The following is a 15,090-nucleotide window of genomic DNA, read 5'->3' on the forward strand; positions in this document are numbered from 1 at the left end:
AGGTCATTATCCTCATTTTTCATCTTTTTACAAGAATCATCATGAAATCTATATGAACTTTCACAAAATATTCTTACAATGGTACTGCATGACAAAATTTGTTGAAAGGTGGAGAACAGGTGAGAATACAGAAAAGACGATGCAGCGTCAATATGACACTCCGTATTCTGCTGCCCCTAGTTATGATACTTAGTCTAATCCTCCCAACATCACCCATTAAAGCAGAAGAAAACAAATCCTCCAGTGTGAATCTCAGCATTTTAGCCACAACTGACGTTCACGCTAACATGATGGACTACGATTACTACAGCGACAAACCGACAACGGAATTCGGGCTGGCCCGAACGGCTCAGCTTATTGAGAAGCACAGGCGCGAAAACCCGAATACGCTGCTTGTCGATAACGGAGACCTGATTCAGGGGAATCCCCTCGGAGAATACGCCGTAAAATATGAGAAAAATGATATTATTTCAGGCGCAAAGACCCATCCGATCATTGAAGTGATGAACAGTCTGCATTATGACGCAGGAACACTCGGCAATCATGAATTTAATTATGGGCTTGAATTTCTGGACGGGACAATCAAAGGCGCTGATTATCCGATCGTTAACGCCAATGTGAAAACATTAAGCGGCGAAAACCGTTATACGCCTTATGTCATAAAAGACAAAACCGTCACGGATGAAAACGGCGGCAAGCATCAGATAAAAGTCGGCTACATCGGCTTTGTTCCTCCCCAAATCATGACGTGGGATAAGAAAAATCTCGAAGGCCGCGTTCAGGTCGAAGACATTGTGGAATCCGCAAAGAAAACCGTTCCGAAAATGAAAGCTGAAGGAGCCGATATCGTCATCGCCCTCGCCCACAGCGGCATCGAAAAAAAAGCGCAGTCTTCCGGAGCGGAAAACGCCGTTTTTGACCTGGCAACGAAAGTCAGCGGAATTGATGCGATCGTATCCGGCCATCAGCACGGGCTTTTCCCTGATGCCGAATACAAAGGCGCTGATCAATTTGACGTCGATAAAGGCACGATTAACGGCATCCCCGTTGTCATGTCAAGCAGCTGGGGCAAATATGCGGGCGTCATCGACCTCCGGCTTGAAAAAACAGACAGCGCGTGGCATGTGGAAGATGCAAAAGGCAGCATCGAGCCGATTGCCGGCAATGTGACGTCGGAAAACGAAACCGTCGTCAATACCGTCAAAAAAGCGCACGAAGGCACATTGAAATACATCAGAGAACCCGTCGGCCAGACAAAAGCCGATATCAACAGTTTCTTCGCCCAAGTCAAAGATGATCCGTCCATTCAAATCGTAACGGATGCGCAAAAATGGTACGCCGAAAATAAGATGAAGGATACGGAATACAAAGATCTGCCTATCCTCTCGGCGGGCGCCCCGTTTAAAGCCGGCGGGCGGAACGGCTCAAACTACTATACAAACATTTCCGCTGGCGACCTCGCCATCAAAAATATCGGCGATTTGTACCTGTATGACAACACGGTTCAGATCGTCAAGCTGAACGGAAGCGAAGTGAAGGACTGGCTCGAAATGTCCGCAGGGCAATTTAATCAGATCGATCAGGCAAAAGGCGGCAGCCAAGCGCTTTTAAATGACGCCTACCGCTCATACAATTTTGATGTCATTGACGGTGTCACCTATCAGGTCGATGTCACAAAACCGGCGAAATACAACGAAAACGGAACAGTCATTCATCCCGATGCAAGCCGGATCGTCAACCTTTCTTATCAAGGAAAGCCCGTCAGCGCCAAGCAGGAATTTCTGATCGTCACAAATAATTACCGCGCTTCAGGCGGCGGAGGATTCCCTCACTTAAGCAATGATAAAATCGTATACTCTTCTGCCGATGAGAACAGGCAGGTCTTAATGGATTACATCATCCAGCAGAAAACGATTAATCCGCAGGCTGATCATAACTGGTCCATCCTTCCGGTCAAAGGGGCAAACATGACATTTGAATCTTCCTTGGCCGCAAAGCCGTTTGCCGACCGCGCAGATGACGTCGCCTATATCGGTGAATCACAAAACGCGGGCTACGGACAGTACAAGCTCCAATTCAAAGATGATGAACCGGGCACAGATCCGCCGAAAGATGACGCATGGAAACTCACCGTTATGCATACAAACGACACGCACGCCCACCTTGATAACGCGGCGAGGCGGATGACGAAAATCAAAGAAATCAGAAGCGAAACCGACCGCAGCATTTTGCTGGATGCGGGAGACGTTTTCTCAGGCGATCTCTATTTCACAAAGTGGCAGGGGCTGGCTGATTTAAAATTGATGAACAGCATGGGTTACGACGCAATGACTTTCGGAAATCATGAGTTTGATAAAGGCCCGGGTGCTCTCGCCAGCTTCCTGAGCGGGAACGGAAGCGCGGCTGACCCGTCCGGAAAATACAATTTTCAAGCGCCTGACTTTCCGCTCGTCAGCTCAAATGTCGATGTGTCCAAAGAGTCAAAACTCAGACCATTCATGAAAAAAGCAGACACATTTACGGCAGGGAAAAAGAAAAAAGCAGGCATCTATCCATACATTCTGCTTGATGTAAACGGAGAAAAAGTCGCCGTATTCGGCTTAACGACAGAAGATACGTCCGTCACATCAAGCCCGGGATATAGCATTGTCTTTCATGATGCCTTCCAATCCGCACAAGATACAGTAAAAGAAATACAGAATAATGAACATGTCAATAAAATTATCGCCCTGACCCATATCGGGCATCAGCGTGATCTCGATCTTGCCAAAAAGGTAAAAGGCATCGACTTGATCGTCGGCGGACATACGCATACGCTTGTAGATAAAATGGAAGTTGTCAAAAACGAAGAGCCGACCATCGTCGCCCAGGCAAAAGAATATGGCGAATATTTAGGCCGTGTCGATGTCGCATTTGACAAAAACGGCATCGTCCTGCCGGAACAATCCTCTCTTCAGGCGCTGCCAGTGAACGAGCAGACGAAAGAAGACCCGGATCTGAAAAAAGAGCTTGATCCGTTTAAAAAAGAGCTCGTCTCCGTCAAAAATGAAAAAGTCGGCTCAACAAAGGTCGCACTTGACGGCCAGCGCGAGCATGTCCGCTCCAAAGAAACCAATCTCGGAAACTTCATCGCGGACGGTATGCTGCAAAAAGCGAAGGAAGCGGCCGGCGCCCAAATCGCGATCACAAACGGGGGCGGCATCCGCGCGGGCATTGATAAAGGAGACATCACACTCGGCGATGTGCTGAATGTGATGCCGTTCGGCAACACGCTTTACGTCGCGGATTTAACCGGAAAACAGATCAAACAAGCCTTGGAGCAAGGGTTAAGCGGAATTGAGGCTCAAGGCGGCGCCTTCCCTCAAGTTGCCGGTTTAACATACACGTTTACACTGAATAAAAAGCCGGGACACCGCGTTCTTCAAGCTGCGGCCGTACAGGATGACGGCAGCGTAAAGCCGATTTCTGATAAGAAGACATACAGAGTCGCCACCAGTAACTTTGTCGGTGAAGGCGGAGACGGATATTCCGTCTTTAACGAAGCGTCCCATAAAGAAGACCTTGGCTTTGTCGACTATGAGGTCTTCACCGAGCAGCTTGAAAAAGCGGGAAAAGCGGTGGAACCGAAAGTTGACGGCCGCGCGCAGGAAGTGTATCTGCCGACGAAACAAAAAAACGGTTCGTGGACGCTTGAAGATGACAGCGCATTTGCCGTTTATGCCAAAAACGCCAACACGCCGATCGTGTATTACGATAAGAATGACGGCGCCAAAAAGCCGATTGATCTCAGCGTGACCAAAAAACAAATCGGCCTGTTAAAGGACAGAACATCGGATTCTTCCCTTACGATCCTGCATGACAAGTTCAGCATGAAAATGCCGATGGCAAACGCTGCTTCAGCTGATACACGATTCGGCGTGACGCCGAAAGGAAAAGTAAGCGGGGCGCTTTCAAATGTATACGACTTTACAATGAAGCAGAAAAACAAAGACATCAAAACATTCAAAGCGCCGGTAAAGCTCACCCTGCGCATTGAGAATACGAAAAAGGCGAAACAGCCGGGCATTTACCATGTAGACCGGAAAAAGAACGTCTATACAAAAACAGACAACGGTTCGGTTTCACACGATCTCGTCACGGGCTATACAAATCATTTCAGTGAATACACCATATTAAACGCAAACACGAAGAGCGCGCCGCCGACAAGCGGAGACCACGGCTCCGGAAAGCAGCCAAGCGGACAAAAACCGTCATCCGGCCCTGCACAGGACGGAGTATCGCCGGGCGGCCTGCTTCCTGATACGGCCACAACGATGTATTCCATCCTTCTTGCCGGGTTTCTCATCAGCGCGCTCGGAACGGCACTGTATCTGCATCAAAGAAGAAAAGCAAAAAAAGTGAACGAAGCATAAAAAGACCGCTTTTATCGGGCGGTTCATCCAAAAGCTCTCCTGATCTGATTTCAGGGGAGCTTTTTCTCTCGGTCCCCCTCTGAGTCGACAGCCGTACGGCCGAGTGATAAAATATGAACGTTATTCGCGAAAGACATACATCCGCATCGTTTAACACTTCACGGCAGGGCCTCTCTTTCATACGGCGCCGCCTGTTTGGAGGACTTTTTTTGAAGATAACAGGACACAAACGAAACCGCATGTCTTACAAGAAAAAGCTGTTTTACGTGATAACAGCGCTCTGTTTTATCAGCTCGCTCATTTTCGTCACTCACAACGCTTCTTTTTATGAGCGGCCGATTGCCAAAGTGACGAAAACAACATTGGAACATCAGTCTGACGTACAGGACATGCATAAAAACAAAGATAAGATTTTCAATCAGACGATCACTGCCAGACTTGAAAACGGCAGTCAGAAAGGACAGCTCATTCATTTGTCCAATCAGTATTCATCATCCGGAGCGAATGATCAGAAATATTCGATTGGCGATGAAGTATTCGTTTCTATTGATAAAGGGAAACCATCAAACAAGGATATATCGGGAAGCATTATAGATAAAAAACGGGATAAGCAGCTTTTGCTGATCGCTTGGGTTTTCATCTTCACCTTGCTTATCGTCGGCAAAAAACAAGGCTTCTTTTCGATCGTCAGCCTGATGTTTAACGCCGTTTTACTGTCGTTTGCATTAGATTTGTACAGGAAGCATCCTAATATAGGGTTAATTTTCATCTGCGGTATCTGTATTCTCATCTTTACTGTCATCTCATTGCTGCTTGTCAGCGGTTTTCACGCGAAAACATATGCAGCCATTGCCGCGACGCTCGCAGGCACTTTCGTTTCCCTGCTGATTACGTATCTGGTGATGCTGGCAACCGGTGAGAAAGGTCTCAGATATGAGGAAATGCAGTATTTAACCCGCCCTTATCACACGGTGTTCATGGCCGGGGTATTTATCGGATCACTGGGAGCGGTCATGGATGTAGCCATTACCATGACGTCATCTGTCTTCAGATTATATGAAGAAAACAAGGGAATCTCATTACAAGCTCTCAGACGTTCCGGGATGGAGATCGGAAAAGACATCATGGGGGCGATGACCAACATTCTGTTTTTTGCTTATATAAGCGGCTCTATTCCGATGATGCTGTTGTATTTGAAAAATGATTCCCCGATAGGATTCACTCTTTCTATGAACATTTCCTTGGAAATAGCCAGAGCATTGGCCGGAGGGATCGGAATCGTATTAGCCATACCCGCCAGTCTGTATGCTTCTATCTTTTTTATTAAACGAAAGAAGGCAAGCTCATGAATGTCATCGTAATTCTCGCGGCGATTTTATTTCTATTGATGGTCATCATCGGCGGAAAAAAAGGAGCGAGGTCTTTTATTGCGCTATTTTTAAATTTCGGCGTTCTCTTTCTCACCATCATTTTAATGACAGACCCGCACATCAATCCGATTGTTTTAACATTGCTCTCTTCCGCCGTGATTTGCAGCATTACTCTTTTTTATATTAATGGAGGAAACGTCAAAACCGTAACCGCCTTTATTTCTGCAATGCTGACGATTGTACTGCTGCTGTTTTTTATTATGTCTGTAACAAAACATACTTCGATTCAGGGATTCGGTGAAGAAGAATTGGGTGATATCGGCATATTCACACTGTTTGTCGGGGTGGATTTTGTGAAGGTTACCGCAGCCATGATCATCATGGGCACGATAGGGGCGATTACCGATGTCGCGATTTCCATTACTTCACCCATGCGGGAAATTTACAGTCATAATCCGTCCATGAGCAGAAAAGATCTGTACACATTCGGATTAAGCATCGGGAGAGATATTTTAGGAACGAATACGAATACGTTATTCTTTGCTTTTTTCGGCAGCTATTTGGCTTTAATTATCTGGTTTAAAGACTTATCATACTCAGCTGAAAAAATAGTGAACTCAAAAGTATTCAGTGCGGAAGCCGTCACCATTCTTTGTGCCGGAATCGGGATCGGCATCATCATTCCCGTTACATCCTGGATCACCGCCTGTTTTTTAGCAAAACCGAATAAACGTTAAAAGCTGCCGGGACACGCCCGGCAGCCTTTTTTATCTTATACCCACTTTACAACGTCTTTTGAGGCAGATCTTGTTTTCGGGCGCGGTTCTCTGACACGGTAGCCGAATGCGGCCATAACAGAGATGTCGAAACTTCCGTTTTCCAGAAGCCCTTCTTCTTCAAGAATCCGGTGAATTTCTTTGTAGTTGAAGCCTTCTACAGGGCAGGAGTCGATTCCGATCTGCGCAGCGGCTGTCATCATATTGCCGAGAGCGATGTATGTCTGTTTGGATGCCCAGTCAAACAGCGCGCGATCTGATTCAATCAGATTGAAATCATTTTTCTGGAAATCTTCCGTTTTGCTGATATAGCCTTCATACATATCTTCCGGCATTTTTTTGACTTCCCGCAAGTGGTTTTTGACATAGTCGGCGTCAAAACGGATATCCTTTGCCGTCCGGGCAAGCAGAAGTACGAAATGGCTTGCGGTCGGCAGCTGCTTTTGCGCGCCCCATGTGAACTCGCGGAGTTTTTCACGAAGCTCCGGATTTTGAACGACGACAAATTTCCAAGGCTCCAAACCGAGTGAGCTTGGGGATAATCTTCCCGTTTCTAAAATGAATTCAAAATCGCTTTCTGAAATTTTTTTCTCAGGATCAAATTCCTTTGTGGCGTGTCTGAATTGATACGCTTCGATGATCTGCTGTTTTTTATCTGACATTCATGATCTCTCCTTTTCAATCGTTATGTACTATTGTAGCCATTATTTTTGAAAGTACCAGTACGCACATTTTTGTTGGATAGTATTCATTTTGATACTGACAAAAAAACGGGCTGCCGCGGCAGTCCGTTTTTATTTTTCTCTTCTCGCAAAGTCGACGAAACGGAATTTATCGAGCCTGTGCCGGCTTTCCGTGTACTGAAAGAGGCTGGTATCCTCCAAAAAGACGCGGTTTTTCACGACCGCCATATGACTGAATCCGCCGAGATCCAAATACTTCCGGTCCTCTTCCCCCGCCGGCTCCACGACAATTTCCTTTTGCGCGTAGCTGATGGACAGGCCGAGCTCTCCTTCAAGATACTCATAGATCGAATCTTCACAAATCGCCTTCGTCAATAGAGGCACATGTTTTTTCACAAAGTAATCCTTGTCCAAAATAATATGTTCTCCGTCAATTCGTCTTGATCTGACGACTTCCCACACCTTTTCATCCGCTTCTGTACCAAGCTCTTTTGCGGCTTCTGAGGGAGGCAGGATCAGCCCGAGACGGTGAACCGTCGTTCTCGTCTCTTTTCCGAGCGTTTCCGAAAGCTCTTTGAAGCTGATCAGGCCTGAGACGGGAAAACGCATTTTTTCTCTGTCTAATATGACGGAGCCTTTGCCTTTGATTTTCTGGATGTAGCCGTTTTGCGCGAGCATATTGAGCGCTTTGCGGACGGTTTCTCGTGATGTGCCGTATTGATCGCACAAATCATTTTCAGACGGAAGAACGTCTTCAGCCTGCCGCTGGCCGCTTTCGATCTGCCGCACCATATCTTTATAGATTGTGATGTATTTATTCACTTTCATTTGACCACCCAGATTAGTGTATCACGCTTTTGTCAGATGATAAACGATCGATTCATACGGACGGAGCGTCAATCGTTCCGGCCGCCCTTCCCTCGGTTCATCATTCGTCAGCAGCACCGTAAACCGCCAGCCGTCCGTGTCTTTAAGCGGAACCGTAAAGTCCGCTTCTTTCCCGTAGAAGTTGTTGATGCACAGCAGTTTTTCATCCTTGCCGTGTCTGACGTACGCCAGAACCGCCGGGTCGTCTTCAGCAAGCAGCTCAAACGTTCCTTCCGTCACGATGTCATATTCCTTTCTGAGCATGATGAGCTTCTGATAATGATAGAAAATTGAATCCGGGTCCCGCAAAGCCGCTTCCGCGTTAACGTCCCGATAATCATCCGCCGCCGGAATCCAAGGCGTTCCCGTCGTGAAACCGCCGTGCGGCCCGCTGTTCCACTGAATGGGGGTTCTTGCATTGTCTCTTGATTTCTCTTTTAAAATGGCGATAATGTCTTTTTCGGGCACGCCTTCTTCCTTCATCTTTTTGTAAATGTTCAATGATTCGACATCGCGGTATGAGCCGATGTCATCGAACTTCGGATTGCCCATGCCGATCTCTTCACCTTGATAAATGTAAGGCGTGCCCTGCATCATATGAATGGCCGCCGCCAGCATTTTGGCTGATTTCGTCCGGTATACGCCGTCGTCTCCGTATCTGGATACGGCCCGCGGCTGGTCATGGTTGCACCAGAATAATGCGTTCCAGCCTCCGCCTTTTTGCATCTCCGTCTGCCAAAACGCTAAAATCCGTTTCAGCTTCAGAAAATCAAACGGAGCGAGCGCCCATTTTTCACCATTCGGATAATCCACTTTTAAATGGTGAAAGTTAAAAGTCATATCGAGTTCTTTATTCTCAGGGTTTGTGTACCGGATGCAGTGGTCAGCCGTTGTCGAGGACATTTCACCGACCGTCATGCTGTCATATTTCGAAAACACTTCCCGGTTCATCTCATGGAGAAATTCGTGCACGCGCGGCCCGTCCGTATAATAAGGGCGCCCGTCACGCCCATCCTCGGCATCAGGAAACGATTGGTCTTTAGAAATGAGGTTGATCACATCCAGCCGGAAACCGTCGATCCCTTTCCGGAACCAAAAATGCATCATGTCGTAAACCTCTTTTCTCATCTCTTCATTTTCCCAGTTCAAATCGGCCTGCGACACATCAAATAAATGCAGATAGTGCTGGCCTGACGCCGGGTCGAGCTCCCAAGCGGAACCGCCGAATTTTGATTCCCAGTTGTTCGGCGCCCGGCCGTCTTCCTTTCCGTCTTTCCAAATGTAAAAATCCCGATACGGACTGTCGGGTGACGAGACCGCTTCTTTGAACCACCGATGCTCGACTGATGTATGGTTGACGACAAGATCCATAACGACCTTGATTCCTCTTTTGTGCGCTTCATCGAGAAGGCGTTCAAAATCCTCCATCGTTCCGTACTCTTCATAAACGGTGCAGTAATCGCGAATGTCATAACCGTTGTCATTCTGCGGCGAATCGTAAATCGGCGTAAGCCAAATGACATCAATCAAAAGCTTCTGCAAATAATCAAGCTTCTCGATAATACCGTTCAGATCACCGATCCCGTTTCCCGTCGTATCATTAAAGCTCTTCGGATAAATTTGATATACCGCTGCCTTTTTCCACCATGGTGTGCTGTCTGTTTTCATTTTTCTTCACCGCCTGTAATGTTTTGAATTGAAAGGGAAAAGGGACAGCCTGATAGAAGGCGCCCCGCAGGTTTTCTATTTTTGCCGTTTCAGCCGCGCATACCCGTATGTTCCCGCAAACGGGAGAATCAGCACGATCAGCATTCCGATCGCAAACGGACCCCAGTACCGGCTCATAATGGAGAAGATCCCCGGCACGCCGCCGACTCCGACCGAGCTTGCGAGAACGCCTTTGACGGAGATGAACATCCCCGCGATTCCCGAACTGATCATGGCGATCACAAACGGAAATTTGTAACGCAGATTCACGCCGAAAATCGCCGGCTCGGTAATGCCCAAATATGCGGAAATGCCGGCCGTCAGTGAAAGCCCCCGCTGTTTTTTATCTTTTGTAATCAGCATCATGGCCAAAGCCGCAGATCCTTGAGCGATATTTGACAATGCGAGCATCGGCCATAAAAATGTGCCGCCGAGCTTTGATCCGATTAATTGAAGATCGACCGCGAGAAACGTATGATGCATCCCCGTGATGACAAGCGCCGAATACAGCCCTCCGTACAGCAGGCCTCCGATGGCGGAGAATTGTCCGAAAACGGCAATCAATCCCGCCGTCAGCGCGTTACCGATCGCAAAGGTAATCGGACCGATGATGACAAAGGATAGAAAACCGATGACCAAAAGCGTCACCGGCGCGACGACCAACAGCTGAATGCCCTCCGGCGTCCGTTTCGTCAAAAAGAGCTCAAGCCTGGCAAGTAAATAAGACGCCAGCAGGATCGGGAGCACCTGACCTTGATATCCGACTTTCTGCACCTCAAGGCCGAACAGGTTCCACACCGGAATATCGCCGCTCTGCTCGGCAGCCCCGTAGCCCCATGCGTTTAACAGATCAGGATGCACCAGCATCAGCCCGAGCACGATACCCAAGAGCGGGCTTCCTCCGAACCGCTTCACTGCTGACCAGCCGATTAAAGCCGGCAGAAAAGCGAAGGCCGTCCCCGCGATCAGATTAATCATATTGGCGAGATCCGCCCATTGCGGATACACTTGGACAATCGATTTGGCGCTGTAGAAAATGCCTTCCGCCGTTAATATATTGTTCAGACCCATTAACAGCCCGGCCGTGACGATCGCCGGCAAGATCGGAATAAAGATGTCCGCAAGCGTTTTCACAGCACGCTGTAAAGGATTCATGTTTTGCGCCGCCGCCTTCTTCACGTCATCCTTGGACGCTTCACCCATCCCCGTTTCCTTCACTAATTCCGCATATACTTTGTTGACCGTCCCCTGCCCGATCACGACTTGAAACTGCCCGTTTACCGCAAAAGATCCTTTGACAATGTCTATTGCATCAAGCATTTTTTGGTTTACTTTGGTTTCATCTATTAATGCAAACCGCAAACGCGTCACACAATGAGTCGCCGCCTCAATATTTTCGATTCCGCCGACAGCTTCAGCGATCTGCCGCGCAGCCCGGTTAAACTCACCCATGCCATCCCCTCCGTAACCGTTTTCATTTTGTCTTGCAAACTTGTATATACATGTTTATGACTCTATTGTAATGATGTATATACATGTCGTCAATCTATTTTTATAGCGCTTTCATCACAAATATACTGCGAAAGACCCTGAAACAAAAAAAGCCCCGCCGGAACCGGGCCTTGACTTCTTGTTTATCGGGAACATGTCCGGGCGGAATTCACAACAGGAGCACAAAAAGCATACAGTACTGTACAACTAAGTTAAAGAGGTGTGAAGAGATGCCATCCACTGTTATCAACCTGTACTATTTGAAGATTAACAGTATTTCTGGCAACGGATCTATTACGATTGGGGAAGCGGCATACAACAGTCCCACCACAAATAACAAATCACAAGGACTGAACTCTTCATTCGGCGATACGTCACCTATAGAATCGATGATGGAGAACTTGTTAAATGATCCTGATGTCAACGACCAGACAGCCATCGGAACCGCAGATACCGCAAATATTACGCCGGTGCCGCCCATTATAGATTAAAGGGGTTTTTATGAATGCCTTACCAAATTAACGTCGTCAATATAAAAGTAAACGGAGCAACGCAAAACGGAAACGTCGATATCGGTCAGACCGTGCAAAACAGCCACACCGCCAACAGCAAATTTGTCGGCGCGAACTTTTCTTTAGGGGATTTTTCGCCGGCCGCCGGATGTTTGAATTCGGGCCATCTTGACCCTGACGTGAGCGATCAGGATCAGATCGCCAACCCGTCAATGCCGATCGCAAATCAAATATAGGGAGGTTCTGCCGAAGTGGATATCGAAAAAATGAGAAAGTGGCTTGAGATTACGAACGAGCACAAGCCCAGCGACTTTTGGACCAATGTCCTGAAACGGAAATCTCCCGAAGATTTTTTCTCCTTACAAAAAAACACCCTGACTTATGATATTTATCAGGATGAACAGCATACATTTGTCATTGTGGAAATGCCCGGCGTTTACGAAGAAGAATTGACATTGAGGCTGCTGTCAAGAACACGGCTGCATATCAGAGGAAACATCACACCCCTTTTTCCAAAGAACATGGGCGTCTGCCAAAACCGGTATTACGGGGAAATCGATGAGACGATTGAGCTTCCTGAACCGGCTGAGCCCCACCTGTTACAGGCGCAGTGCGTAAACGGCCTGCTCCACATTTCCTACCCGCGCCTTATGGAGCACATTCCTTTTCAGAAAAAAATCTAAAGAGCCGGCTTACGGGCGGCCCAGCCGTCTGTACACTTTCTCCTTATAATGAGAAGATGCGGGTTTTGAGAACATGGCTTTCTCCTCCGTCAGTTTGTCGAGTCTGACTTGTTTTTCCGTCCGTTTGTTCCGCAGGTGATCCCGCTCCTGTTCATTGCGGCACTTGGCGATCAAATAATCGAGCGTCATCAGCTCTTTCTTCAGCGCGCCCTCATCCTCGGCGATCCCGGCGTTTTTTAATATGCGGTAGCCCATTCTGAGCGACTCCGGAAGATGTGCGGCATCGTCTTTCGGCAGGGGCTTTCCCATTCCGTTGATGCCGGCGAACTCTCCATCCTTAATGGCGCGCTTGATTTTATCTTCAGCCACGATATGGGCGATATCCATCACTGTTCACCTCCTTTTTTCAATAGAACCGGGTATGATTAAAGGGAAACACAAAGCCCAGTTTGTGCCATTTATATGTTTTAAAGCTGTCATTCAACAGATCAACCCCCGTTGCGACAGCGTTTTTCGCCCTTTTTCCGATGAGCCTTTTCCACCTTTTCTATTTGCTGGTTTCATGGTATATTGATTACGTTCGTTTTTTCTATCGTTCCGTGTAAACCGTGATCGGAAAAAAGGAGTGTAACAATGAAAACATTTATAAAAGAAAGAGGACTTGCCTTCTTCTTGATAGCGGTCGTGTTATTGTGGGTGAAAACATATGTCGCTTATATTTTAAACTTTAACCTCGGCATAGACAACACGATCCAGAAAATATTGCTTTTTGTGAATCCGCTGAGCTCCAGCTTGTTCTTTCTTGGACTTGGGCTTCTTTTCAAGAAAAAATTACAGCAGACAGCCATTATTGTGATTCATTTTTTATTGTCTTTTTTGCTTTTTGCAAACATCGTCTATTATAGATTCTTTAATGATTTCATTACCATCCCGGTCATGATGCAGGCAAAGACAAACGGCGGCCAGCTCGGAGACAGCGCGTTCTCGTTAATGAGATGGACAGACGCCTTCTACTTCCTGGATACCGTCATTTTGATTATTTTGGCCCTTAAGATGAGAAAACCGGCTGAAAAACCGGCGAAGAAATCATTCAGAATCGTTTTGGCTTCCGCCGTGCTTATGTTCCTGATCAACCTCGCCGTCGCGGAATCCGACCGTCCCGAGCTTTTGACACGCTCATTTGACCGAAACTATCTGGTGAAATACTTGGGCACGTACAACTTTACGATTTACGATGCTGTGCAGAATGTGAAGTCAAACAGCCAGCGCGCGCTTGCCGATTCAAGCGATGTAACGGATGTGGAAAACTATATGAAGGCCAACTATGACGTGCCGAATAACGTCTACTTCGGAAAAGCCGAAGGAAAAAACGTCATCTACGTCTCATTAGAGTCTCTGCAATCCTTTATCATTGACTATAAAATTAACGGCAAGGAAGTGACGCCGTTTTTAAATAAGCTGGCGCACGATAATCAAACATTCTACTTTGATAACTTTTTCCACCAAACGGGACAAGGTAAAACATCTGATGCGGAATTTATGATGGAGAACTCTCTGTACCCGCTTTCGCAAGGTTCGGTTTTCGTCAATAAAGCGCAAAACACGCTGCAGTCCGTTCCTGCGATCTTAAAAGGCAAAAAGTACACGTCTGCCGCTTTCCACGGAAATACGCAGACTTTCTGGAACCGTAACGAAATGTACAAAGCGGAAGGCATCGATAAGTTTTTCGATTCCGCTTATTATGACATGAGCGAAGAAAACACGAAAAACTACGGCATGAAAGACAAACCGTATTTCAAAGAATCCATGCCGCTCTTAAAGAGCCTGCCGCAGCCGTTCTATACGAAGTTCATTACGCTGTCCAACCACTTCCCGTTCGGAATGGATAAAGAAGACACGGACTTCCCGGCGGGAGACTTTGGCGATTCAGTCGTCAATAACTACTTCCAGTCCGCGAACTATCTGGATGAATCAATTGAACAGTTCTTTCATGACCTGAAAAAAGACGGCCTGTACGATAAGTCGATTATCGTGATGTACGGAGACCACTACGGCATCTCCGAAAACCATAATAAAGCGATGGCGAAAGTGCTCGGCAAAGATGAGATCACTGAATACGACAATGCCCAGCTTCAGCGGGTGCCGCTCTTTATCCACGCTCCCGGCGTGAAAGGCGGCCGCAATCACAAATTTGCCGGTGAAGTCGATGTCGCGCCGACCGTTCTTCATCTGCTCGGCGTCGATACGAAAGATTATCTCATGTCAGGTTCAGATATCTTATCGAAAGAGCACAGAGAAGTCATTCCGTTCCGTAACGGAGACTTCATCTCACCGAACTATACGAAAGTGTCCGGCAAGTATTACGATACGAAAACCGGAAGACTTTTAGATGATTCAGAAGTCGACAAAAAAGAAGACTCTCTCGTCAAGACTGAGCTTGAAATGTCTGATAAGATCATCAACGGCGATCTGCTTCGTTTCTATCAGCCGAAAGGCTTTAAGAAAGTGGACCCTTCACAATTTGATTATACGAAGCGTGAAGATTCCTCAGCAGATGATCAAAAAGAATAAACAAAAGCCAGATCATAT

Annotated in this window: 12 protein-coding genes; 7 read left to right on the plus strand and 5 right to left on the minus strand. The window is 47.1% G+C overall.

Going from position 1 to position 15,090, the window contains the following annotated elements; translation table 11 throughout:
* Window positions 1-119 precede the first annotated feature (119 nt).
* The 3 genes from D5S11_RS15400 to D5S11_RS15410 all read left to right on the plus strand — a co-directional run bounded on the left by D5S11_RS15400 (window position 120) and on the right by D5S11_RS15410 (window position 6,519).
* A complete protein-coding gene (locus tag D5S11_RS15400) occupies window positions 120-4,412 on the plus strand; it encodes a multifunctional 2',3'-cyclic-nucleotide 2'-phosphodiesterase/3'-nucleotidase/5'-nucleotidase (protein WP_108725099.1) in 4,293 nt (1,430 codons plus the stop codon).
* Between the two features lie 209 nt (window positions 4,413-4,621).
* Window positions 4,622-5,761: a YibE/F family protein gene (locus D5S11_RS15405; RefSeq protein ID WP_108725100.1), complete on the plus strand. Its 1,140-nt coding sequence runs from the start codon at window positions 4,622-4,624 to the stop codon at window positions 5,759-5,761.
* Window positions 5,758-6,519 (plus strand): YibE/F family protein, encoded by a 762-nt coding sequence (locus D5S11_RS15410; protein ID WP_047935447.1) that lies wholly within the window; start codon window positions 5,758-5,760, stop codon window positions 6,517-6,519. Before D5S11_RS15405 ends, D5S11_RS15410 begins: the two co-directional genes overlap by 4 nt.
* 35 nt (window positions 6,520-6,554) lie before the next feature.
* On the opposite strand, the gene D5S11_RS15415 is transcribed toward D5S11_RS15410, so the two are convergent.
* From D5S11_RS15415 to treP, 4 genes are all read right to left on the minus strand, one after another.
* Window positions 6,555-7,220, minus strand: coding sequence for an NAD(P)H-dependent oxidoreductase (locus tag D5S11_RS15415; RefSeq protein ID WP_020955501.1), 666 nt, complete (start codon window positions 7,218-7,220; stop codon window positions 6,555-6,557).
* A gap of 132 nt (window positions 7,221-7,352) precedes the next feature.
* Window positions 7,353-8,069, minus strand: a complete 717-nt coding sequence (gene treR / locus D5S11_RS15420) for a trehalose operon repressor (RefSeq protein WP_007408499.1) — start codon at window positions 8,067-8,069, stop codon at window positions 7,353-7,355.
* A gap of 21 nt (window positions 8,070-8,090) precedes the next feature.
* Window positions 8,091-9,776 carry an alpha,alpha-phosphotrehalase gene (gene treC, locus D5S11_RS15425; RefSeq protein ID WP_108725101.1) on the minus strand — a complete coding sequence of 562 codons (1,686 nt, stop codon included), beginning with the start codon at window positions 9,774-9,776 and terminating at the stop codon, window positions 8,091-8,093.
* Window positions 9,777-9,851: 75 nt separating this feature from the next.
* Window positions 9,852-11,267 (minus strand): PTS system trehalose-specific EIIBC component, encoded by a 1,416-nt coding sequence (gene treP / locus D5S11_RS15430; RefSeq protein WP_032872301.1) that lies wholly within the window; start codon window positions 11,265-11,267, stop codon window positions 9,852-9,854.
* Window positions 11,268-11,536: 269 nt separating this feature from the next.
* Here treP and D5S11_RS15435 point away from each other — a divergent pair, with 269 nt between their 5' ends.
* Genes D5S11_RS15435 through D5S11_RS15445 form a run of 3 tightly spaced genes read left to right on the plus strand, consistent with a single transcriptional unit; the run spans window position 11,537 to window position 12,501 of the window.
* Window positions 11,537-11,797 carry a spore germination protein gene (locus D5S11_RS15435; RefSeq protein WP_007408496.1) on the plus strand — a complete coding sequence of 87 codons (261 nt, stop codon included), beginning with the start codon at window positions 11,537-11,539 and terminating at the stop codon, window positions 11,795-11,797.
* A 14-nt stretch (window positions 11,798-11,811) separates the two neighbouring features.
* The gene (locus tag D5S11_RS15440) at window positions 11,812-12,054 is read left to right on the plus strand and encodes a spore germination protein (RefSeq protein ID WP_003155595.1); all 243 of its coding nucleotides are present in this window, start codon (window positions 11,812-11,814) and stop codon (window positions 12,052-12,054) included.
* Between the two features lie 15 nt (window positions 12,055-12,069).
* Complete coding sequence (locus D5S11_RS15445) at window positions 12,070-12,501, plus strand: Hsp20/alpha crystallin family protein (RefSeq protein WP_003155596.1); 432 nt, start codon at window positions 12,070-12,072, stop codon at window positions 12,499-12,501.
* Between the two features lie 9 nt (window positions 12,502-12,510).
* Here D5S11_RS15445 and D5S11_RS15450 read toward each other — a convergent pair whose 3' ends face one another.
* The gene (locus D5S11_RS15450) at window positions 12,511-12,888 is read right to left on the minus strand and encodes a DnaJ family domain-containing protein (RefSeq protein ID WP_003155597.1); all 378 of its coding nucleotides are present in this window, start codon (window positions 12,886-12,888) and stop codon (window positions 12,511-12,513) included.
* A 246-nt stretch (window positions 12,889-13,134) separates the two neighbouring features.
* Here D5S11_RS15450 and ltaS point away from each other — a divergent pair, with 246 nt between their 5' ends.
* Entirely contained in the window at window positions 13,135-15,072 is a 1,938-nt protein-coding gene (ltaS, locus tag D5S11_RS15455) for a lipoteichoic acid synthase (RefSeq protein ID WP_062623279.1), read from the plus strand.
* Window positions 15,073-15,090: the final 18 nt, after the last annotated feature.

Source organism: Bacillus sp. L75, assembly GCF_003676355.1.
Taxonomy (GTDB): Bacteria; Bacillota; Bacilli; order Bacillales; family Bacillaceae; genus Bacillus; species Bacillus velezensis.